This is a genomic window from Agrobacterium sp. Azo12 (genome assembly GCF_029193765.2).
Lineage (GTDB): Bacteria > Pseudomonadota > Alphaproteobacteria > Rhizobiales > Rhizobiaceae > Agrobacterium.
The window spans coordinates 164,896-187,209 of sequence record NZ_JARFYO020000001.1 but is presented as its reverse complement, the minus strand read 5'-3'; the positions used below and the strand labels follow the sequence as shown (position 1 = coordinate 187,209).

Below are 22,314 nucleotides of genomic sequence, written 5' to 3'. Positions count from 1 at the left end.
TCTCAAGAATGCAGGAGTTTGATTATGCTGGATGTGGTGATTGCCGGGGGCGGATATGTCGGACTTGCCGTTGCTGTCGCCATCAAGCAGGCGGCTCCACATATGCAGGTCGAGATCGTCGAGGCGGCACCGCAGGATGTGTGGAAAAAGGATATGCGTGCCTCGGCGATTATTTCAGCGGCAACCCGTATGCTCGACGTGTTCGGCATCTGGAGCGAGATCGAGCCGGAGGCTGAGCCTATCCGCAAGATGATCGTGACGGACTCCAAGACGACAGATCCGGTTCGCCCGGTATTCCTGACCTTTGATGGCGAAGTAGAAGAGGGACGCCCCTTCGCGCATATGATTCCCAATGTTGCGATCGTCGGCGCCTTGAGAGGCCTTTGTGATCGTCTCGGTATTACCATTCGCCACGGTCTCACAGTGTCCGGTTTTGTTACCGGTGCCCAGAGCACCAGCATCAGCCTGTCCGATGGCAATGTTCTCGAGGCCAGACTGTTGGTCGCCTGTGACGGCGTTCGATCCTCTCTGCGCGATATGGCCGGTATCAAGACGGTTCGCTGGGACTATGATCAATCCGGCATCGTCACGACGGTAGAACATGAGCGCCCACATAATGGTGTGGCTGAAGAGCACTTCCTGCCATCCGGACCATTTGCTGTACTGCCGCTCAAGGGCAATCGCTCATCGCTGGTGTGGACTGAACGTCGCGCCGATGCCGACAAGTTGGTGGCATCCGATGACTTCCTGTTTGATGAAGAACTTGAGCGCCGCTTTGGCCACAAGCTTGGTTCTGTCCGTGCGGTTGGTCCTCGGCGGGCGTTTCCGCTTGGCCTGACACTTGCGAGGGCTTTCGTCGCACCACGCTTTGCGCTGGCGGGCGATGCTGCCCACGGCATTCATCCAATCTCAGGCCAAGGCCTGAACCTTGGTTATAAGGATGTAGCAGCGCTGGCCGAAACGATCGTTGAAGCAGATCGGCTGGGCCTCGACATCGGCTCGCTGAATGTTCTGGAGCGTTATCAGGCATGGCGCCGGTTCGATACGCTACGCATGGGCATAACGACAGATGTGCTCAACCGCCTTTTCTCGAATGACAGCACGCCAATCCGCGTTGTGCGTGATCTGGGCCTGGGGCTTGTCGACCGACTGCCAGCTTTGAAGTCTTATTTCATCGATCAAGCCGCGGGTCTGGCGGGTGAAAGCAGTCCGAAACTTCTGGCAGGACAGCCGCTTTAAGGGCGTTTCCTTCGCCCAAAAAGGGATGATGTTTGATGTCAAAGACGGCTCGGTTGGGCCGTCTTTTTGCATTTGGACATCACTTGGGTGTCGTCTCGAAAACCCCTCGGGTTTTACGACTGCCCGCTACCCTGCAAATGTTAACGCTGCGATGAAATTGCGCGTCAGCAGTTTGCGTTATCCACATAATCGTATGGTTAACAAACTATTATTCCACAATATATGGTGGAGAACAAACCGGGAAAGTGTCGATGTCTGTGATTCGTCAGCGATTCGTTCTCCATTTACTCCAAAGGTTAATGCGTCAACATCATTTTTTCAGAAGAGTTCGAGAATTATCGTTATTTTTCAGATGTTTATATGTGGTTCATTCAAATTTTAACAATCTATTCACAAAGGTAAATGAAAGCTCGCTCAAATGCATCGCGTGCTCTTAACCGGATTCAGCATGTCGTGTAGGTCGACGATTTAGAAACCATATGTTGCGGTGAACAAACCCTGAATCTCATGGAGTCAGCGATTCGTCGCTGATTCGTTCGCACGCTGTTCCAAATGTTAATTCCGGCATTGTTTTCCCGGATTCGAAAACCGTCACAGACATGGAAAAATGCGCTTTGCTGCAAACATTCCTTGCCTTTGTCGCTGCTCATCGCCATGTGTTAAGTCCATGCTTCTGGCGGATTGTCGTCCGGTGAAGCGACAGGCATGACCATCGCACGGACAGTACGTTGAATTTTCAACCAATGATCTTGAGCGGGCGCGGCGTAACCGCCGTACTCGGACCTACCAATACCGGCAAAACGCACTATGCGATTGAGCGCATGGTTGCGCATGGCAGCGGTATCATTGGTCTGCCTTTGCGTCTGCTCGCACGTGAGGTTTACACGCGTCTGGTCGAGAAGGTTGGCGTAGCCAATGTCGCGCTGGTGACAGGCGAAGAGAAGATTTCTCCGCCCAAGGCACGTTTTTCCGTCTGCACGGTTGAGGCCATGCCACGCGAAACCAATGCGTCTTTTGTGGCCATCGACGAAGTCCAGCTGGCTGGCGATCTGGAACGCGGGCATATTTTTACCGACCGCCTGCTGCATCTGCGCGGACGGGAGGAAACACTTTTCCTCGGTGCCGGTACCATGCGGCCCATTTTACAAAAGCTGCTTCCCGGTATCACCATCGTTGAGCGTCCGCGTCTGTCGCAACTTTTTTATGCCGGGCAGAAAAAAATCACCCGTCTGCCGCAACGCTCCGCGATTGTCGCGTTTTCGGCGGATGAAGTTTATGCGATTGCCGAGCTGATAAAACGTCAGCGTGGTGGTGCTGCCGTGGTTATGGGCGCTCTGTCTCCGCGCACCCGTAATGCGCAGGTCGGCTTATACCAGGCGGGTGATGTGGAATATCTCGTTGCGACCGATGCCATTGGCATGGGCCTCAATCTGGATGTCGACCACGTTGCTTTCGCTCAGGACCGCAAGTTCGACGGTTATCAGTTCCGCAATCTGAACCCCGGAGAGCTGGGGCAGATCGCCGGTCGTGCTGGCCGTCATCTGCGTGATGGCACTTTTGGTGTCACCGGTCGCGTCGAACCGTTCGATGAAGAGTTGGTGGAACGCATTGAAGCGCATGAATTCGATGCGGTGAAGGTTTTGCAGTGGCGCAGCAAGGCGCTTGACTATTCCTCGATTGGAAATCTGCGCTCAAGCCTTGAAGTGGCACCTGCTCTTCAAGGCTTGTCGCGTGCTTTGCCTGCTGTGGACCAGCAGGCGCTTGATTATCTTGCCCGTTATCCGGAAATCATTGATCTCACCACTACCCCGGAGAGAGTGGAACGGCTATGGGAAGCATGTGCACTGCCTGACTACCGGCGAATCACACCTGCCCAGCATGCCGATCTGATTTCGACACTCTATTTCGATCTCGTTCGTCGCGGCACGGTGAATGAAGATTTCATGGCCGAGCAGGTGCGCAGGGCTGACCGAACTGATGGCGAAATAGATACGCTGTCGGCACGGATTGCGCAGATACGAACATGGACGTATGTATCCAACCGTCCCGGATGGCTTGCCGATCCGACACACTGGCAAGAAAAGACGCGGGAAATCGAGGATCGATTGTCCGATGCGCTACATGAAAGGTTGACGAAACGCTTTGTAGATCGCAGGACATCTGTGCTCATGAAGCGCCTGAGAGAGAATGCGATGCTTGAAGCTGAAATCAGTGTGAATGGTGATGTCTTCGTTGAAGGACATCACGTCGGTCAATTGGCGGGATTCCGGTTTACGCCAATAAGCGGAACCGAAGGTCCAGATGCCAAGGCCGTGCAGTCGGCTGCGCAGAAGGCGCTTGCCCTCGAATATGAGGCGCGTGCTGCCCGTCTGCATGCCAGCGGCAATAATGATCTGGCGCTTGGCTCGGATGGTGCGGTGCGTTGGCTCGGTGAGCCTGTTGCCCGACTTGCCGCCGGCGACAATATCATGAAGCCACGTGTCATTATGCTGGCTGATGAACAGTTGAACGGAAATGCGCGTGAACACGCCGTTGCCCGTATCGAACGTTTCGTCAATCACCAGATTGCGACGATCCTCAAGCCGCTGGATGATATTTCCCGCGCTGAAGATTTGCAGGGACTGGCGAAGGGGCTGGCTTTCCAGCTCGTCGAAAACCTTGGTGTGCTGTTCCGTCGCGACGTGGCCGAAGAGGTCAAGTCGCTCGATCAGGACGCGCGCGCATCCATGCGCCGTTACGGCGTGCGTTTTGGCGCTTACCACATTTTCCTGCCTGCGCTTTTGAAGCCAGCACCAGCCGAACTTGTGACCCTGCTTTGGGCGCTCAAGAACGACGGTCTTGGCAATGCCGGTTATGGCGATCTTATCCCGGTTCTGGCTGCTGGTCGTACGTCTGTCGTCACTGACCCGAGCTTCGACCGCATGTTCTATAAGCTGGCCGGTTTCCGTTTCCTCGGAAAGCGCGCCGTTCGTATCGACATTCTGGAGCGTCTGGCGGATATCATCCGTCCGCTGCTGCAGTGGAAGCCCGGCGCGCAGCCGCGTCCTGAGGGCGCATATGACGGCCGTCGTTTCACCACGACTACGGGTATGCTCTCCATCCTCGGCGCTACGCTGGACGACATGGAAGAAATTCTCAAGGGTCTTGGTTATCGTGCAGATCAGGTAAGCGCTGAAGATGCAGCGACCTTCCTGGCAGGCCAGAGTGGTCAGGCTGCTGCTTCCGCTGAAGCGCCAGTTGGCGAAGAGGCTGGTGACGAGCATGACGCTGATGCGGCTGAACACGAGGTTTCTGCCGAAGAAACCAAGGCTGTAGCGGAAGAGGCGGTTGCATCTGCTGAAGCGCCTCAGTCTTCCGAAGCGTCTGCTGAAACAGCCGAACCAAAGCCGGTTCTGTTGTGGCGTCCAGGTGGACGTAATGAAAACCAGCGTAACGACAACCGCCGTCAAGGTCACGGGCAGTCCCGTGGCCAGGGTGAACGTCGCAACGAAGGTGGCGAAGGTCGTGACCGCAATCGTGCCGCTGCCGGCCGTGATGGTAATCGCGAAAACAATCGTGACGGTGAACGCAAGCGTGATGGTGGTCAAAGACCAGATCGTGGCAACCGCAACGACCGTGGCGAGCGCAAGGACAAGCACGATCGCAATGACCGTGGCGGAAAGCCGCAGTCGCAGCGTTTCGAATCCAAGCCACCGCGCAAGGAGAAGCCGTTGGATCCGGATTCACCTTTTGCGAAGCTCGCAGCGCTCAAGGAACAGATGAAGAAATAAGCTCATGGACGAAGAACAGTCAGGTCAGCACGCGCGCCAGCGCATCGACAAATGGCTGTTCTTCGCTCGCATGGCGAAATCCCGTTCAATCGCGCAAAGCCATGTCCAGTCCGGCCATGTGCGTGTCAACGGAACAGTCATCCGGCAGGCAAGCCATATGGTGAAGCCGGGTGACAAGCTGGAAATCAGCTTCGACCGAATGGATCGTATTCTTGTCGTGAAGTCGGCTGGTGACAGACGCGGACCTTATGAGGAAGCCAAACTCCTCTATGATGACCAGACGCCACCGCGTGAAAAGACGACGCGGTTGACCCTGCTTGAGCAGGCGGTACGGCAGCCGGGAGCAGGGCGCCCGACCAAAAAAGAGCGTCGTGAACTGGATAAGTTCATCAATACTGCCAACGACGTTTCCGACTAGAATATATGACTAAATCACACATGTTTTGTGAAATAATTATTCTTGCCTTCACTGTGTAAAGGCATTACGTCACTGGCAAAAATACCAATACCGCAAGTCCGGGCTGCGGATTTTTGCCAAAGCCTTCATTCCCGGAACGTGTATTCTGGAGTTCTTCATGACATATGTCGTGACCGACAATTGCATTCGCTGCAAATATACTGACTGCGTTGAAGTCTGCCCTGTGGACTGCTTCTACGAGGGTGAGAACTTCCTCGCCATCAATCCCGATGAATGCATCGACTGTGGCGTATGCGAACCGGAATGTCCCGCCGAAGCCATCAAGCCGGACACCGAGCCAGGTCTTGATGAGTGGCTGAAGCTGAACGCCGAATATTCGCAGATCTGGCCTAACATCACCATCAAACGTGACGCGATGCCTGAAGCCAAGGAATTGGATGGCGTCTCAGGTAAGCTGGCGCTGTATTTCTCTGCCGAACCCGGTAGCGGCGACTGATACGGTTTTGATAAGCTTGGAAATGGAAAAGCCCTTGTTGCTGCTGCACAAGGGCTTTTGTGTATCTGTTACCCGCTGCGGCCGGATTGCAGCGTGGTAGACAACAGCGTCAGGAGAGCCACGCTGTCCTCCAGGCTTTGACGCTGGCGGCTCTGCAGGATCGCGGCCTGCAACCGGTTCATCTCACGCGCAATCGCCGCTGGCTGCCATGTACGCAGCGCACGCTCGATGATCGGCTTGCGGCGGAAATGGATATGCCGGCCAAGTGTCTGCATGACCTGGCCTGCCTGCAGTTTTTTTTCGTCCATTTCCGCGCGCATCTGGTCCAGAAGCTGGAATTGGCGAAGGCAGCCTTGCAACACCAGAAAGATTGGCGTTTTGGACGATACGATTTTTTGCGTCGCATGGAAAAATGCGTTGCGGTCACCCTTCAGGATGGCGTCTACCGCATCGTCTGCGGATATCGCGCTGGCATCACCAATAATGGCCAGCACGTCCTCTTCCTCGATAACGCTTTTTCCACGGCAGTAGAGGCCCAGCTTGCGGATTTCGTTGCGCGAGGCAATGCGATCACCCCCCAGCGATTCTATCAGCCTCTGGCGGGCTGCAGGCGCTATTCTCAACTCATCCTGAGCCAGTTCATGATCAATCAGGGCGTTGAGCGCTCGGGCATCGTCGGCATAGCAGGGAATGATGGCGATATCTCTGGATGCCTCAGCGATCTTGCGAAGGCCGGTCCCTTTTTTCAGATCTCCGGCTTCGATGATCAGGAATGCAGATTGCGGAGGGGTCTCGTTGAGAACCTGCAATGCGTCGACCAAAGCTTTTTCGTTTGCCGCACCCTTGACCCATACCAGCTTTTCGCCACCGAACAGTCCGATAGCGTTGACTTCATCCAGCAAGCGGCCAGGATCGCCCTGCAAATCGCCGACGTTCAGTTTGAGTGAGGAGAAAGCGTCGCTGGCATCAATGCCTGTCTTGGACGCGATTAGCGATGCACGCTCCGATACGAGGCCGCGATCGGGACCGTAGACGACAAACATGCGAAACCGCTCCACCGGTTTTTCGGCGAAGCGGTCAAATTCATGGGACTTTATTTCCGCCATGCTGGCGTCTCAACGGCTCAGTGCAGAGGCGATGTCCGTACGGATCACTTCCGCGACTTCACGCACGGCACGGTCCTGTGCATCACGGATCGCACGCATATTGGCGAATTGCTGCTGCGGAAGGTCAACCATCGAGGTCACCGTCCGTGTGGCGGAGCGAATGACCTTCTGGTCGGAAATGCGAACCAGAACATATTGTGCTGATACGTCGACACGGCCTGGATAATGACCTTCAAACGTATTGTCCGGCAGGTTCAGATAGAGGTCATTGTCGTTTACTTCTGTCGAGGTCGACGATGACGACACAACGAGCTTCACCTCATATTCCGGCTTCACAGGTTCACCTGCGCCACCAGCGGACTTGAAGATCAGTTCGTTGCGCAGAGCCTGCGCAATGCGGCCGGTCACCGGTGCGTACTGCACCGATGCCAGCTTTTCAGTGGTTCCTGATTCCTTGGAATACAGCGGGCGCACCTGACAGCCGGCGAGAGCACCGGACAAAACAATTGCGCAAACCACGAACGCGATGCGGCTCCATCCGGAAGAGACGTTAGACGACAATGTTCACAATCCTTTGAGGAACCACAATGATCTTTTTCGGCGCGTTACCTGCCAATGCCGTGACAACGGCATCGAGCGCAAGCACGGCAGCTTTGACGGCATCTTGATCCGCATCGCGCGCGATTGTCAATTCTGCACGTTTCTTGCCGTTTATCTGTACTGGCATAACGACTTCATTTTCCTCAACCAGCTTTGCAATGAATGCTGGCCAAGGGGTTTGAGCAACGAGTCCGTTATTGCCAATTACAGTCCAGCACTCTTCCGCCAGGTGCGGCGTCATCGGTGCGATCATGCGAATAAGGATTTCAGCGGCATCACGTGCTGCTGCCTTGTCCGCATCGGATTTGCCACCGGCCGCGATATCGGCAAACGGGCCGGCAATGGTGTTGACCAATTCGTAGATGCGGGCAATTGCCTTGTTGAATGCCAGCTTGTCCAGGTCTTCCTGCACTGCCTTCAGCGTCTTGTGCGCGGCCTTGGACACTGCAAGAAGCGGGCCCTCGGTTGCCGGAGCCGCCTTGACAGTCTTCAGTTCGTCGGCAGCCTCGCCAATGATGCGCCAGACGCGCTGCACGAAGCGGTGTGCGCCTTCAACACCAGATTCTGACCAGATCACGTCACGATCAGGTGGTGAATCGGATAGTACGAAGAAACGCGCCGTGTCGGCACCGTAGGACGCGATGATATCATCGGGATCAACGACGTTTTTCTTCGACTTCGACATCTTTTCGATGGAGCCGATTTTGACCTCTTCGCCGTTCGACAGCAGGAAAGCACGACGTGTGCCGTCGGCCTCGTCAATCCGCAGGTCAGCAGGCGGCACCCATTCGCGGCTCATACCTTCGCCACGGCTATAGGTTTCGTGCACGACCATACCTTGTGTGAACAGGCCCTTGAAGGGCTCCTTCACATCCACATGTCCTGTGTCCCGCATGGCGCGCGTAAAGAAACGCGAATAGAGCAGGTGAAGGATCGCGTGTTCGATACCGCCAATATACTGATCGACTGGCAGCCAGTGGTTGGCGACCCTCGGATCTGTCGGCTTGTCTTCCCATGGCGCCGTAAAGCGGGTGAAGTACCAGCTGGAATCGACGAATGTATCCATTGTGTCGGTTTCACGACGTGCATCCTTACCGCATTGCGGGCAGGAAACGTGGCGCCATGTGGGATGGCGGTCCAGCGGGTTGCCAGGGACGTCAAACGTTACATCGTCAGGCAGCTTGACCGGCAGGTCCTTCTTCGGAACCGGCACGACGCCGCAGACTTCGCAGTGAATGACCGGAATCGGGCAGCCCCAATAACGCTGGCGTGAAATACCCCAGTCACGCAGGCGGAAGTTCACCTTGCGCTCGGCTTGTGGCTCATTGCCCAGCGTCTGTGCCGACAGCTTGGAAACAACGGCTTCAAAGGCGTCGGTGGTTGTCATGCCGTCGAGGAAGCGTGAGTTGATCATCACGCCGTCATCGACATAGGCCGTGTCGCCAACCGCAAATGTCTGCGCATCTTCGCCTTCCGGCATAACGACAGCCACAACCGGCAGATCGTATTTGCGTGCGAAATCAAGGTCACGTTGGTCGCCGGACGGGCAACCGAAAATCGCGCCGGTGCCGTAATCCATCAACACGAAGTTGGCGATGTAAACGGGCAGTTCCCAGGATGCGTCCAGTGGGTGAACGACCTTGACGCCGGTATCCATGCCCTTCTTTTCAGCGGTTTCCAGTGCTGCCAGCGATGTGCCCTGACGGCGGCATTCTTCGCAGAATGCAGCAATCTCTGGGTTGTTGGCAGACAATGCGCGGGCCAGCGGATGGTCGGCAGAGATGGCCAGGAACGATGCGCCAAACAGCGTGTCAGGGCGTGTGGTGTAGACGGTAACGTCAGAGAAACCCTGTGGCGCGGTTGCAGCCACGGTTTCCCAACGCAGCGAGAGGCCTTCGGACTTGCCGATCCAGTTCTTCTGCATCAGACGTACTTTTTCTGGCCACTGGTCGAGCGTGTCCAGCGCTTCCAGAAGATCTTCCGCAAAGTCGGTGATCTTGAAGAACCACTGAGTCAGCTCGCGCTGTTCAACCAGAGCGCCGGAGCGCCAGCCACGACCGTCGATAACCTGCTCATTGGCAAGAACGGTGTGGTCGACCGGGTCCCAGTTGACCTTTGACTGCTTGCGATGAACCAGGCCCTTTTGCATGAAGTCGATAAAGAGCGCCTGCTGGCGATGGTAATATTCCACGTCGCATGTCGCGAACTCACGGCTCCAATCCAGGGACAGACCCATGGACTTCAGCTGGTTACGCATGGTTGCGATGTTCTGATAGGTCCAGTCCTTCGGGTGAACCTTGTTCTGCATGGCGGCGTTTTCAGCAGGCATGCCGAATGCGTCCCAACCCATTGGATGCAAAACATTATAACCGCGGGCACGCTTGTAGCGCGCGACGACATCACCCATGGCGTAGTTGCGTACGTGGCCCATGTGGATGCGGCCCGACGGATAGGGAAACATCTCAAGAACGTAGTACTTCTCGCGCGGGTCGGCGTTATCGGTTTCGAAGACCTTGTCTTCGTTCCACTTCTGCTGCCAGCGTGGCTCGGCATCGCGAGGATTGTAACGTTCGGTGGCCATTCTCAAAATCCGGTATCCATGGGAAAATTGCGCTGACCTTCACCATGAAACAGCCGGTGCGTCAAGTTTGGTGGCATCACAGGGCGTTCAAACTTTGCAATTGGCACACAAAGGGCACAAAGCGGCTTGGCTTTCGATAGTGTGGCGTCTAGGTAATTGCTGGTATTATCAGGAATGAAAGCGGCATCATGGAAATCGAAGCACGCCTCGCAGAGGTCAATAACCGCATAACAACAACGGCCAAGAAATCCGGTCGCAAGGCTGGCGATGTCGCACTTGTTGCGGTTTCGAAAACGTTCGATGCCGATGATATCAGGCCGGTGATTGCGTGCGGGCAGCGGATTTTCGGTGAAAACCGCGTCCAGGAAGCGCAGGGCAAGTGGCCTGATCTGAAGCAGGAAACCGCTGATATTGAACTGCGGCTGATCGGACCTCTTCAATCCAACAAGGCGGCCGATGCCGTGGCGCTATTTGACGTGATCGAAAGCGTTGACCGGGAAAAGATTGCCCGGGCACTGGCGGACGAATGCCAGAAGCAGGGCCGTACACTTCGCTTCTATGTGCAGGTCAATACCGGGCTGGAGCCGCAGAAGGCGGGCATTGATCCGCGGGAAACCGTTGCATTTGTAGCTTTATGCCGCGATGAGCTGAAACTTCCCGTCGAAGGGCTGATGTGTATTCCTCCAGCCGATGAGAACCCAGGTCCACATTTTGCGCTGCTGGCCAAAATTGCCAAGGAGTGTGGCTTGAACAAGCTTTCCATGGGCATGTCCGGGGATTTTGAAACGGCGATCGAATTCGGCGCAACCAGTGTGCGGGTCGGGTCGGCCATCTTCGGATCGCGCTGAATATCGTTTTAAAGACCCGTAAAATGAAAAGCCCCGGCAAAACCGGGGCTTTCGTTTGCAAGGCACAAGCCTTGCGTATCCTGTCGCTTATTCAGCGGCGTCGGCGGAATCAGCGTTGAGCTGACCGTATTTTTCTTCGCCAATCTTGCCGAGAAGCTCAAGTTGGGTTTCGAGGAAGTCGATGTGACCTTCTTCATCGATCAGCAGTTCTTCGAACAGCTTCATCGATACGTAGTCACCGACCTCATAACAGATGTCACGCGACTTCTTGTAGGATGTGCGTGCGTCGTATTCGCCAGCCAGATCAGCTTCCAGCACTTCCTTGACGTTCTGGCCAATGCGTAGCGGTGCAACGGTCTGCAGGTTCGGATGACCTTCAAGGAAGATGATGCGGTTGATGATCTTGTCGGCGTGCTGCATCTCTTCGATGGATTCAGCGCGCTCCTTCTTTGCGAGCTTGGTGTAGCCCCAGTCGTCAAGAAGGCGATAGTGCAGCCAGTACTGGTTTACTGCACCGAGTTCGAGGAACAGTGCCTCGTTAAGCCGCTCGATGACTTTTTTGTCGCCTTTCAATGTCCGCTCTCCTGTTTTCATCATGGAACTGTCTCAGGCGGGACATGAAATCAAAAACTTCGGCTTCCGTCGAGTGGTGACGGGCGTGGTATTCTTCGGTTGTCTTGATGATAAGGTCTACGACGGTCGGAAAACAGCCGCAGCAGCGACCCCGTTTTTCCATCGCGTGGTACACTTTTGCAGGAACGATGAGCTGCCAACAGTCTTCGTCCAGGAGCTCGTTAATGACGTCCCGGATGTCGTGGTCAGTGATGTAATTGCAGCTACAAACCAGCATGGTGAAGTTAGACCGTACTACGCAACATATTGTTTTTGCACTTAAAGCAAAACAGGATGCTAATTGTCAAGAAAAAGCATCGCCAAATTGTTTTCCGAATAAATTAGATTCATTCTAAACTTGATGGAATTTATCGTATTTTCATTTACTTAGTGAATTCAGCGAGCGTAAAAATTTTAGTATTCTTATTTTCAATTCTCTAATAACTGCGACAAAATGCCGCAGTTATGAATGCGCGATGTTTGTAATTCCACAGGCGATAAAACGAAAGGTTGTAGTCGTTACTCACACTGCCTCAACACACATGGCGATACCCATGCCGCCACCAATACAAAGGGTAGCCATTCCCTTGCTGACGTTACGGCGCTTCATCTCAAACAGCAGCGTATTGAGAACACGGGCACCGGAGGCCCCGATTGGGTGGCCAATCGCAATAGCGCCGCCGTTGACATTGACGATGGCCGGATCGAGTTCCAGATCCCTTACAACTGCGCAAGATTGGGCGGCAAATGCTTCATTCGCTTCTACTAGTCCCAAGTCTGACGTCGACCATCCCGCCTTTGCAAGCGCCTTGCGAGAGGCAGGGATCGGCCCTGTTCCCATGATGCTCGGATCCACACCGGCGGTTGCCCATGAAACAATACGTGCCAGAGGCAGGATATCACGTTGCCGCGCTGCATTTTCCGTCATCAGCAGGACGGCTGCTGCGCCATCGTTAAGCCCTGATGCGTTCCCGGCGGTGACCGTACCGTCTTTGTCGAAGGCTGGTTTCAGTTTCTCAAGCAGTTCGATGGTGGAGCCCGCCCTGATATATTCGTCCTTGTCGACGATGATCTCGGCCTTGCGGCTCTGGATGGTGAAGGGCACGATCTCGTCGTCAAAACGGCCGGCCGCCTGAGCGGCCTCTGCCTTGTTCTGCGATGCCACAGCAAAGCTGTCTTGAACCTCGCGTGACAAATCCCACTGGCGGGCAATATTTTCAGCGGTGATGCCCATGTGGTAACCGTGGAAGGCGTCGATCAGGCCGTCCTTCAGCATGGTATCAACCATCTTGAAGTCACCCATTTTTACGCCACCGCGCAAATGCGCGCAGTGTGGCGCCATCGACATCGATTCCTGACCACCAGCCACGATGATCTCGGCGTCACCGGCAACAATCTGCTGCATGCCAAGTGCGACCGCGCGCAGTCCGGAGCCACATAGCTGGTTGATGCCAAAGGCGGTCGCCTCCTGCGGAATACCCGCGCTCATGGCGGCCTGACGTGCAGGGTTCTGGCCGGCGCCGGCGGTGAGTATCTGGCCAAGAATGACTTCGTCGACTTCGGATGCTTCGACATTTGCCCGTTGCAGAACGGCCTTTATGACCGCTGCGCCCAGTTCATGGGCTGGTGTGTTGGCAAAACTGCCATTGAATGAGCCAACCGCAGTGCGCGCAGCGCTGGCGATGACGATGGACGGGGAAGTCATGCTCTGTCTCCTCTTGAGAGGGCGGCAGACTGTCAAAGCATATCAGCCAAGTCAAATGTTGTTCACGCAGGCTTTGAGAAGCAATCGGCATGACTGCACTGCACATTATGCTATTGCGACGCACAATTCTGTTGTCATAGCGTCACATTTGCGCTTACACTTGCCGACGGGAGAGCATGAAACACCATAGATTTATAATTTGCTATATCGTGAGGAGGCGAGAATGGCGAAGCGCATCAGTGATGAGATAATCATCAAGAAATACGCCAACCGGCGTTTATACAATACCGGCACCAGCACCTATGTCACGCTTGACGATCTGGCCCAGATGGTCCGGCGGGAAGAGCAGTTCAAGGTTCTTGATGCCCGGACATCTCAAGACATTACCCACACCGTTCTGACGCAGATCATTTTCGAGCAGGAAGCGAAAACCGAAAATTCGCTGCTGCCCGTATCGTTCCTGCGCAAGCTGATTTCCTATTACGGCGATCAGATGCAGACACTCGTTCCGGCATTCCTTGACCAGTCACTCCGGTCTTTTTCGGAGCAGCAGGTACAGATTCGCGATCAGGTGAACCGCACTTTCGGTAACACGCCGCTTGCCAAGGATATTCCGGTTCCGGCCGTGGATGAACAGGTGCGTCGCAATACAGAAAATTTTCGACAGAACCTTCAGGCTTTTTCACCATTCCTGGCAACCAAACCAGCCAGCGATCGTGAACCAAGACTTGGTGCATCGGAAATCGATGATCTGAAGGCACAGTTGAAAGTCATCCAGCACCGTCTGGATCGCCTCGACCACTGAATGAGCGGCGATATGAGGCATTGGGAGGTGCCTCATATTCCTCGTTAGTAGTTTCGTCTTAGTTGGCTGTTTTGATTGTGTCGGGAACGCGCAACATCAGCAGCAGCCCCGCTACCAGAAAGATAAGCAACGTTGCCATGCCAAGGTGTGCAGAGCCCGTGGCATAGGTCACGATTGAGAAAAACAGTGTGGCCATGAAACTTGTGGCACGGCCGGTCAGCGCATAGATGCCGAAATATCGGCCAGCTTCCGACAGAGCGACATTCCTTGCCAGATAGGAACGTGACGAAGCTTGTACTGGACCAAAGGCAAAACCGATCAGAATGCCAAACAGCAGATACGCCTTTTCGGCCCCGGTGGCAAAAATCCCGCCATTGTCGTCCTGCGATAATTGCAGCAGTCCAAATAAGGTCGAACCTCTTTCCGTTGAAACGATGCCCAACGTCGCCACAAGCAGTAATATGAGGCTGATCAGGATGGTTGTTCGGGAGCCAATACGGCTATCGAGCGAGCTGGCAATCATGCATCCAAAAATCGCGACGACATTGAGGATGATGCCGTAAATGCCGATTTCCATGGTTGCCCAGCCGAACATGCCGGCCGCGAAAACCCCACCCAAGATCAGCAGTCCGTTTACGCCGTCCTGATAGATCATCCGTGCCATCAGAAAGCGGGTCAGGGAAGGTCTGTTGCGCAGTTCCTGCAAGGTGCCACGCAATTCGTGAATGCCTTGGCGGATCGCTGTTTTAAATGCCAGGCCTTTGGGAGCGTCTGGCGTAAACAGAAACATCGGTATCACGAAAATCAGATACCAGACGGCCGAGATGGGACCTGTTATCCGGGCGTCTTCGCCTTGTTGCGGATCAAGCCCGAAGAGTGGCTGCACACCAATGATCGTGGTGCCTTTTTGTGGGTCGGCGGCCAGCAAAGCCACCACGCCGATCAGAACGATCATGCCGCCGAGATAACCCAGCCCCCAGGCGATATTCGAAAGCCTGCCGATCTCGCGTGAGGGTACCAGCCTCGGCATCATCGAATCGTTAAAGACGATTGAAAACTCTGCGGCAATCGAGGCGAGAATCATAAACAGTACCGGCCACAGGATGGGCGATCCGGGGGCGGCAAACCACAGCATGAACAGGCTGGCGATCTTGATAGTCGCAAAAAAGGCGATCCACGGCTTTCGCGCGCCAGACTGGTCGGCAATTGAACCGAGAACCGGCGACAGGATGGCAATAATGATAGACGAGATGGTCGCCGTATTGCTCCACATGGCCTGCGCGGAAACCGGGTCGCTTGTCAGGCGCGATACGAAATAGGGTCCGAAGATGAAGGTGGTGACAACCGTAAAAAAGGGCTGGGCTGCCCAGTCAAACATAATCCATCCGCGAATGCCGCGTTTGCTGACGGCTGTCTCAATCGAAGTCTCGGTCAAAGGCAGCCCCGTTTTGGCAAGGGATCAGATAATAGTACGTCTCTTCAATAGTGAAAGATGCCCGGCTCCGCCATGGTGACGGAGCCGGGCATGGTTGTTTTTTAGACCTTGTCCTGCGCGATATCGGACAGCAGGCTGGCTGCTACCGTCAACCGTGCCAGATTAAGTTCACTGGTATCCGTCAGGCTGGAAAGCTCCGAGGCAATACGGTTCACGCGTACGCGGTCAGCCGCGTACCATGCCTGCACCGGATCTTTTTCCTTGGGATATGCAGTCAGCGCCGAGATGACGATGCGGCGGCGTGAGGAGGCAATCAGGTCCTGTCCACGTGACAGGGCGAGGCTCTCGTAGTGGTCGCCGGTGATGATACGGCTGCCTGCTTCCAACAGTCTGGTCACGCGGAAGGTGGTCGACACGGAAGCGTAGCTTTCTGCCGCACGCGTCAGCGTGGTGCCAGCACGTTCCGTGATCTGCATGATTTCCGGTGTGAAGACCAGATGTGCGAGGACGGAGAGTTCTTTCTCCAGTTCTGTTGGCACACCGTTTTCTTCCAGAACATCCGCCGATGGCAAACGCTTGACGAGCAGCGGCTGCAGGCTCTTGATCGCATCTTTGAGACGGGCAATGCCATCGCCCATCGAGCGGTCATCCATTGTTTGGGTCTGCAGGAACAGCCGTGTCGCATCCAGGAAAATCTGCGAGACACGAGCATAGAGACCGTTCTGGATGTCGCCCGGCAGAGCATTGTCGAGCTTGTCGATTGCGTCCCACAACCGGTCAAGACCAAAACCGTCCTGCACGATGATTGCGGCTTTCACCACGTCAGCAGCAAGCAAACCGCTGGCATCGCACAGTTTCTGCACAAAGCCCGGGCCGCCACGATTGACAACATCGTTGGCAAGCACCGTTGCGATGATTTCACGGCGCAGACGATGGGCTTCGATGTCGCCAGCATAGTTCTTCTGCATTTTTGCCGGGAAGTAGGAAACCAGCAGATGCTGCAGATAGGCGTCGTCAGGCAGATTGCTGGCCACCAGCGTATCGAACAGTGTCAACTTGGCATAGGACAGCAGGACGCCGATTTCCGGACGGGTCAGCAGTTTTCCGGCGGTGTAACGCTCGGTGAACTCCGCGTCATTCGGCAGGGTTTCCACCTTGCGGTTCAGTTTGCCGGCCGCTTCCAGTGCGCTCATCAGGCGCCCCAGTTCTTCACGGTTTTCCAGCCCCTTGCGCTCGGCAAGCGAGATGGCCAGTGATTGCAGGTAGTTGTTGCGCAGCACAAGTGAAGCCACTTCACTGGTCATCGAAGACAGCAGCTGGTTGCGCTTGTTGATCGGCAGTCTGCCGTCCTTGACCGCCGGTGACAGGGCGATCTTGATGTTCACCTCAACGTCAGAGGAGTTAACGCCAGCCGAGTTGTCGATGGCGTCAGAGTTGCATCGGCCACCGGTCAATGCATAGGCGATACGGCCCTTCTGGGTGACGCCAAGGTTGGCGCCTTCACCGATTACTTTGGCAAGAACCTCGCCGGCATTGATGCGGATGGCATCATTGCTGCGGTCACCGACTTCAGTATTGGTTTCCGCTGCCGCCTTGATGTAGGTGCCGATACCGCCAAACCACATCAGGTCCACAGGCGATTTCAAGATCGCGGTCATGATTTCAGCCGGTGTTGCCACGGCCTTGTCGATGCCGATTGCCGCGACAGCTTCGGGTGTCAGCGTTACAGATTTTTCCGCACGCGAGATAATCATCGCACCCTTGGACAACGTGGCGCGATTGTAATCCTGCCAGCTGGAGCGCGGCAGATCGAACAGGCGCTTTCTTTCGGCGAAGGAAACATCGGTGTCCGGATTCGGATCGATAATGATGTCACGATGGTCGAATGCCGCGATCAAGCGGATTTTCTCCGACAGCAGCATGCCGTTGCCGAACACGTCACCGGACATGTCACCCACACCGGCAACGGTGAATGGGGTTGTCTGGATATCGATATTCATTTCACGGAAGTGGCGTTTCACCGTTTCCCATGCGCCGCGTGCGGTAATACCCATTTTCTTATGGTCGTAACCGGCGGAACCACCCGAGGCAAAGGCGTCATCCAGCCAGAAACCGGCGTCCTGGGCCAGACCGTTTGCCGTATCGGAGAAGGTGGCAGTGCCCTTGTCGGCTGCCACCACAAAATACGGATCGTCACCATCAAGACGCAGCGTATCGGCCGGTGCAATAATGTCGTCGCCGACAATATTGTCGGTGATGGACAGAAGCGTGCGGATATAGGTCTTGTAAGCTTCACGACCAGCGTTGAAGATTTCATCACGGCTGCCACCAACTGGCAGGGTCTTCGGGAAGAAACCGCCCTTGGCACCAACCGGAACGATCACGGCATTCTTGACCTGCTGAGCCTTGACCAGACCGAGAACTTCGGTGCGGTAATCCTGGCCGCGATCCGACCAGCGCAGACCACCGCGTGCGACTTTACCGAACCGCAGGTGAACACCCTCGACTTCCGTGCCGTATACGAAGATTTCGCGGAACGGACGCGGGTCTGGCAGACCATCCAGCAATTGCGGATCGAACTTGAAGGCCAGCATTGCCTTTGGCGTGCCGTCTTCATTCTTCTGGAAATAGTTGGTGCGCAGTGTGGAATCGATGGCATTGACGTAGCGGCGCAATGTGCGGTCTTCATCAATGCTTGGCACCTGTGCCAAGCCGGTTTCGATGGCCTTGTGCAGTTCAGACAGTTTGCGCGGGCGGTTCTTTTCCGACAGCTTCGGATCGAAACCGTGGCGGAACAGTTCAAAGATATCGCGGGCGATATGGGGGTATTTGAACAGCGTCTCAGAAATGTGCTCCTGAGCGTAGACAATGCCGGTTTGGCGCAGGTAACGCGCATAGGCACGCAGTACAGACACTTCACGCACTGTCAGGCCGGTTGCCAGCACAAGGCGGTTGAAGTTGTCGTTGTCGACCTGGCCGCTGAAAGCAGCGAGAAATGCGTCTTCAAGCTGCTGGCCGTGCTTGGCGAGGTCAATCGTCATGCCGTTCTGAATGGAAAGCTCCATGTCATGCAGCACGATATGGCGGTTTTCGTCATCCTTGACGACGCCGATGTCGAATGTGCGTTCGCTGATGACGCTGAAGCCAAGGTTTTCCAGCAAAGGCACGCGGCGTGACAGCGGCAGGTGGCCGTCGCGATGGAAGATCTTGAGGGACAGATGTTCCTGCCGTTCACCGGCCGCACGATAGAACTCGATACGTATTGCATCACCGGCCGCGCAGGCGATGATATCGGTCATATCACCAAAGGCTTCCTCCGGTGTGAAGGCTTCCTTATAAGCCTGATCGACATCCAGTGTCGGTGCACCGGCTTCACCCAGCGCGTCGAAATGGTCGATCCAGCGGGCTGCGATATCGCTGACGGCCTCTTCCAGCTTGTCCTGGGCAATGCGTGGGGTCTTGCCGTCGGTGCGACCAATAATAAAGTGAACGCGTGCCACCGCACCTTCCGGGAAGGCCGGATAATAAGCGGAAACGTGGCCTTCATAGACCTGGCTGAGATAGGCGCCGATCTTTTCGCGAACCAGCGAGTTGTATTCCTCACGTGGTACGAACACGATGACCGATACAAAACGGTCGAAACGGTCAATACGCGGCAGGACACGCACGCGCGGTCTGTCGATGAGATCCATGATCTGTTCGCTGAAGCGAACCATCACATCATTTTCGATCTGGAACAGATCGTCACGTGGGTAGGATTCCAGCGTGTTCTGCAGAATGCGGCCCGAGTGGCTGTTCTGGTCGAAACCGAAATGCCGCTCGACCGCTGCCGCCTTGGCGCGCAGAAGCGGAATGTGTTTGACCTGACGGGTGTAGGCGGTTGCGGTAAACAGGCCGACGATGCGTAGTTCACCAATGACATTGCCGTCAACATCGAAACGCTTCACGCCGATATAGTCCATATAGGCGCGGCGGTGCACAACGGACTTCACGTTGGCTTTGGTGATGATCAGGAAATCAGGGCCATCAAGGAACGCCAGAATTTCTGGTGTCGTTGTAACGGCATCTTTGCCGAGGCGCAGTACGCGCACATCCGGATTGGTCAGAATGCCGAGCCCGGTTTCATCGCCGCGTTCAACCTTGGCATGTTTGCCCTTGCCGGAATAGCTATAGTCGCGCATGCCAAGGAAAGTGAAGTTGTTGTCACGCAGCCATTCGAGAAAAGCAACAGCCTCTGTGCGCTCGGCCTTGCGACGGTCCGAACCGCGCTCTGCCAACTCGCTGATGGCCGTGTCGAGTTTGGCCAGCATTGGCTTCCAGTCGTTGGAAGCGGAATGAACCTGTTCAAGGATGGTCTGCAGCCGTTCAATGAGATTGGCTGCCGCATGAGCGGCGATCGGTGCGATATGCAGTTGAATTAGACTGATACTGTCTGCAGGGTCGCTATCGCCTGCCGCCAGATGATAATTGTCGCTGGCCTTCTTGTCGGCCACGAGAATAGGGTGAACCGCCAGATAGAGATCGCGGTGGTTGCTGGTGACCTCCCCCATGATGGAATCATAAAGGAACGGCATGTTGCGATCGATCACCGTCAGAATGCAGACTGGAACGCCCTTTGGCGAAACGCCATCAATCTGGCTGATGTCGACATGCGGTTTCTTGCCGTTCCATTTGGCTAACTCATTATGGGTATGGGCTGCGGTTGCTGCCAGCATGGCGGCAGAATAGTTTTCAAGGTCGTCTGCACTTGCACGCCCATAAAGAAGCGCGGTGTCGAGGAATGGCTTTTTCAGTGATTTCGCAACCTCACTGGCCTGAGAGAGCTGTTTTTCTTTCTTGGGATTATTCCTGTAGACCATGTGTTCCCCCGTGCGGACGACGAATCCAATACAGTTTTGCGATTTTTTGGGCCTCTTGCCCTTCGAATCGCGATCATGGACGCTAAATATGAATAGTTTTGAGGCGGAATCTCGCAAAAATGTCCAAAAACTGAAAATTTGTTTGTAAGGGCGTCCGAATCTCTTTAGGCCGGAAAAATCATCACTGTGGACAGTGTGAAATTAACGGCCAAGCCACCTTATTGCCACCAAAAGCGTGGCCGCTTCGCCACGATTGAAGCAAATTATTGATTTCCACGTATTTTTGTGATACACCAAAAGAACTGATCCACTTAGTGGCATTTTGCGTGCCCGAAACCGCCACGAAAGCAAATATCATTTTGCACGTTGTCTCCGTGACATAGTCTAGTTTTATGTTATCGAATCTACGATTGCGATGGTGTTTTTTTATGCGTGCTGGATTGGATCAGTATGGAGTCACCTGACGGTTTCCCCCGTCTCATACGGGCCTGACCGACCCGAACCCGGAGAAAACTCCGGGTGTGTAACAGGGAGTTTTTAGAACGAATGACGACCCAGCAGAAGAAATCTCCGGCGCGCCACGGATTCAAGACCGGCGAAGCGATTGTATATCCCGCTCATGGAGTCGGCACCATTTCCGCTATTGAAGAGCAGGAAGTGGCTGGCATGAAGCTTGAGCTTTTTGTCATCGACTTCGAAAAGGATAAGATGCGCCTCAAGGTTCCTGTTGCCAAAGCGGTAAGCATTGGCATGCGCAAACTTTCCGAGACTGATTTCGTTGAGCGTGCGCTGAAGGTTGTTCAAGGCAAGGCGAAGGTAAAGCGGACCATGTGGTCCCGCCGTGCCCAGGAATACGATGCCAAGATCAACTCGGGCGATCTGATCGCTATCGCAGAAGTGGTTCGCGATCTGTACCGCGCTGAAAACCAGCCGGAACAGTCCTATTCCGAGCGCCAGCTTTATGAAGCCGCACTTGACCGCATGGCACGCGAAATCGCTGCCGTTAACAAGATGTCGGAAACAGAAGCTGTCCGTCTGGTTGAAACCAACCTCAACAAGGGACCAAAACGCGGCAAAGTCGTTGAAGAAGACGAAAGTGACGCGGATGATTCCCAGGAAGAAGCTGCATAATCCCAGCTTTTTCAGTCTTTAAAAAAAGCCCGTCAGTGATGGCGGGTTTTTTTTACGTCTATATTCCAGGCCTAGATAACCTTGAGCGTCATGCCTTTGCGCAGATGTGGCAACAACCGTTGCATGTCACGCAGGCTAAGCCCGACGCAACCAGCCGTCGGCTGATATCCGGGCCGGATCAGGTGGAAAAATATCGCCGATCCACGATTGCGACTGCGTGTCGAAATATTCCAGTCCAGAACGATGCAGATATCGTAGAGACCATCCTGTCGCATCAATTCTTCATGGCTGGCCTTGAAGGGCGCAGAAACCGGCCGGTTATAAGAGGCATGGTCGGGTGCGTCACACCACAGCATGGTTTTGTGGACCCGTTTCAGGTTCAAAGGCGAGCGCACATTTTTAAGACGGTCGCCGCGGATGAAGCCGTCCAGAATGCGCATGCTGGCAATAGGTGTTTTGCCGTCGCCTTCTTTTTTCAGGACTGTGCGACCGTTACGGCCAATGGCGGCCTGAAATGTCAGCCCACAATATTGCAAAAGTGCCCGGCTTTTTTGACCGGGAGCTGGTCGCACGACTAGACAGTTGGAGTAGTTGCGCATTTCGCCGCGTGGTTTTGCCATGGATTTCCTGATTTACCCCACTTCCAGAGATCGCTGTCATATCAAATATTCGATGGTTAATGCGACGTTAACCCTCCTTCGGATATTTT

Annotated in this window: 16 protein-coding genes; 7 read left to right on the top strand and 9 right to left on the bottom strand. The window is 54.9% G+C overall.

The window, feature by feature from the left end:
- The first annotated feature begins 24 nt into the window (after positions 1-24).
- From PYL13_RS00805 to fdxA, 4 genes are all read left to right on the top strand, one after another.
- A complete protein-coding gene (locus tag PYL13_RS00805; RefSeq protein ID WP_275643372.1) occupies positions 25-1,239 on the top strand; it encodes a ubiquinone biosynthesis hydroxylase in 1,215 nt (404 codons plus the stop codon).
- 743 nt (positions 1,240-1,982) lie between these two features.
- On the top strand, positions 1,983-5,009 hold the full coding sequence (locus PYL13_RS00800; RefSeq protein WP_275643468.1) for a helicase-related protein: 3,027 nt from the start codon (positions 1,983-1,985) through the stop codon (positions 5,007-5,009).
- A gap of 4 nt (positions 5,010-5,013) precedes the next feature.
- The gene (locus tag PYL13_RS00795; protein ID WP_250984226.1) at positions 5,014-5,427 is read left to right on the top strand and encodes an RNA-binding S4 domain-containing protein; all 414 of its coding nucleotides are present in this window, start codon (positions 5,014-5,016) and stop codon (positions 5,425-5,427) included.
- 157 nt (positions 5,428-5,584) lie between these two features.
- Positions 5,585-5,923, top strand: a complete 339-nt coding sequence (gene fdxA, locus PYL13_RS00790; protein ID WP_275643371.1) for a ferredoxin FdxA — start codon at positions 5,585-5,587, stop codon at positions 5,921-5,923.
- 68 nt (positions 5,924-5,991) lie between these two features.
- Here the strand turns inward: fdxA and holA are convergent, their stop codons facing one another.
- The 3 genes from holA to leuS are packed head-to-tail and all read right to left on the bottom strand — an operon-like array spanning position 5,992 to position 10,210.
- Positions 5,992-7,029 carry a DNA polymerase III subunit delta gene (gene holA / locus PYL13_RS00785; RefSeq protein ID WP_275643370.1) on the bottom strand — a complete coding sequence of 346 codons (1,038 nt, stop codon included), beginning with the start codon at positions 7,027-7,029 and terminating at the stop codon, positions 5,992-5,994.
- A gap of 9 nt (positions 7,030-7,038) precedes the next feature.
- The gene (locus tag PYL13_RS00780) at positions 7,039-7,590 is read right to left on the bottom strand and encodes an LPS assembly lipoprotein LptE (protein WP_250984228.1); all 552 of its coding nucleotides are present in this window, start codon (positions 7,588-7,590) and stop codon (positions 7,039-7,041) included.
- Complete coding sequence (gene leuS / locus PYL13_RS00775) at positions 7,580-10,210, bottom strand: leucine--tRNA ligase (protein ID WP_275643369.1); 2,631 nt, start codon at positions 10,208-10,210, stop codon at positions 7,580-7,582. The genes PYL13_RS00780 and leuS overlap by 11 nt, the downstream gene beginning before the upstream one ends.
- Positions 10,211-10,398: 188 nt before the next feature.
- Between leuS and PYL13_RS00770 the strand changes: the two genes are divergently transcribed.
- Complete coding sequence (locus tag PYL13_RS00770) at positions 10,399-11,058, top strand: YggS family pyridoxal phosphate-dependent enzyme (protein WP_259149042.1); 660 nt, start codon at positions 10,399-10,401, stop codon at positions 11,056-11,058.
- 87 nt (positions 11,059-11,145) lie between these two features.
- On the opposite strand, the gene bfr is transcribed toward PYL13_RS00770, so the two are convergent.
- From bfr to PYL13_RS00755, 3 genes are all read right to left on the bottom strand, one after another.
- Positions 11,146-11,631: a bacterioferritin gene (bfr, locus tag PYL13_RS00765; RefSeq protein ID WP_192490482.1), complete on the bottom strand. Its 486-nt coding sequence runs from the start codon at positions 11,629-11,631 to the stop codon at positions 11,146-11,148.
- Positions 11,597-11,908 (bottom strand): (2Fe-2S)-binding protein, encoded by a 312-nt coding sequence (locus PYL13_RS00760; RefSeq protein ID WP_192490481.1) that lies wholly within the window; start codon positions 11,906-11,908, stop codon positions 11,597-11,599. The genes bfr and PYL13_RS00760 overlap by 35 nt, the downstream gene beginning before the upstream one ends.
- A 285-nt stretch (positions 11,909-12,193) precedes the next feature.
- Positions 12,194-13,375, bottom strand: a complete 1,182-nt coding sequence (locus PYL13_RS00755; RefSeq protein ID WP_259149043.1) for an acetyl-CoA C-acetyltransferase — start codon at positions 13,373-13,375, stop codon at positions 12,194-12,196.
- A 223-nt stretch (positions 13,376-13,598) separates the two neighbouring features.
- Here PYL13_RS00755 and phaR point away from each other — a divergent pair, with 223 nt between their 5' ends.
- Complete coding sequence (gene phaR / locus PYL13_RS00750; protein ID WP_192490479.1) at positions 13,599-14,180, top strand: polyhydroxyalkanoate synthesis repressor PhaR; 582 nt, start codon at positions 13,599-13,601, stop codon at positions 14,178-14,180.
- A gap of 58 nt (positions 14,181-14,238) precedes the next feature.
- Here phaR and PYL13_RS00745 read toward each other — a convergent pair whose 3' ends face one another.
- Both PYL13_RS00745 and PYL13_RS00740 read right to left on the bottom strand, forming a co-directional pair.
- On the bottom strand, positions 14,239-15,558 hold the full coding sequence (locus PYL13_RS00745; RefSeq protein WP_275643467.1) for an MFS transporter: 1,320 nt from the start codon (positions 15,556-15,558) through the stop codon (positions 14,239-14,241).
- 158 nt (positions 15,559-15,716) lie between these two features.
- The gene (locus PYL13_RS00740) at positions 15,717-20,474 is read right to left on the bottom strand and encodes an NAD-glutamate dehydrogenase (protein ID WP_275643368.1); all 4,758 of its coding nucleotides are present in this window, start codon (positions 20,472-20,474) and stop codon (positions 15,717-15,719) included.
- Positions 20,475-21,020: 546 nt separating this feature from the next.
- Here PYL13_RS00740 and PYL13_RS00735 point away from each other — a divergent pair.
- A complete protein-coding gene (locus PYL13_RS00735; RefSeq protein WP_192490477.1) occupies positions 21,021-21,605 on the top strand; it encodes a CarD family transcriptional regulator in 585 nt (194 codons plus the stop codon).
- A 71-nt stretch (positions 21,606-21,676) separates the two neighbouring features.
- Here PYL13_RS00735 and PYL13_RS00730 read toward each other — a convergent pair whose 3' ends face one another.
- Positions 21,677-22,225, bottom strand: a complete 549-nt coding sequence (locus PYL13_RS00730; protein ID WP_275643367.1) for a L,D-transpeptidase family protein — start codon at positions 22,223-22,225, stop codon at positions 21,677-21,679.
- Positions 22,226-22,314: the final 89 nt, after the last annotated feature.

What these genes read in the sequence shown, in the direction of transcription:
- PYL13_RS00805 (WP_275643372.1), top strand. Translation starts at nt 25, where the DNA reads ATGCTGGATGTGGTGATTGCCGGGGGCGGATATGTCGGACTTGCCGTT.
- PYL13_RS00800 (WP_275643468.1), top strand. Translation starts at nt 1,983, where the DNA reads ATGATCTTGAGCGGGCGCGGCGTAACCGCCGTACTCGGACCTACCAAT.
- PYL13_RS00795 (WP_250984226.1), top strand. Translation starts at nt 5,014, where the DNA reads ATGGACGAAGAACAGTCAGGTCAGCACGCGCGCCAGCGCATCGACAAA.
- fdxA (WP_275643371.1), top strand. Translation starts at nt 5,585, where the DNA reads ATGACATATGTCGTGACCGACAATTGCATTCGCTGCAAATATACTGAC.
- holA (WP_275643370.1), bottom strand. Translation starts at nt 7,029, where the DNA reads ATGGCGGAAATAAAGTCCCATGAATTTGACCGCTTCGCCGAAAAACCG.
- leuS (WP_275643369.1), bottom strand. Translation starts at nt 10,210, where the DNA reads ATGGCCACCGAACGTTACAATCCTCGCGATGCCGAGCCACGCTGGCAG.
- PYL13_RS00770 (WP_259149042.1), top strand. Translation starts at nt 10,399, where the DNA reads ATGGAAATCGAAGCACGCCTCGCAGAGGTCAATAACCGCATAACAACA.
- PYL13_RS00760 (WP_192490481.1), bottom strand. Translation starts at nt 11,908, where the DNA reads ATGCTGGTTTGTAGCTGCAATTACATCACTGACCACGACATCCGGGAC.
- PYL13_RS00755 (WP_259149043.1), bottom strand. Translation starts at nt 13,375, where the DNA reads ATGACTTCCCCGTCCATCGTCATCGCCAGCGCTGCGCGCACTGCGGTT.
- phaR (WP_192490479.1), top strand. Translation starts at nt 13,599, where the DNA reads ATGGCGAAGCGCATCAGTGATGAGATAATCATCAAGAAATACGCCAAC.
- PYL13_RS00745 (WP_275643467.1), bottom strand. Translation starts at nt 15,558, where the DNA reads ATGTTTGACTGGGCAGCCCAGCCCTTTTTTACGGTTGTCACCACCTTC.
- PYL13_RS00740 (WP_275643368.1), bottom strand. Translation starts at nt 20,474, where the DNA reads ATGGTCTACAGGAATAATCCCAAGAAAGAAAAACAGCTCTCTCAGGCC.
- PYL13_RS00735 (WP_192490477.1), top strand. Translation starts at nt 21,021, where the DNA reads ATGACGACCCAGCAGAAGAAATCTCCGGCGCGCCACGGATTCAAGACC.
- PYL13_RS00730 (WP_275643367.1), bottom strand. Translation starts at nt 22,225, where the DNA reads ATGGCAAAACCACGCGGCGAAATGCGCAACTACTCCAACTGTCTAGTC.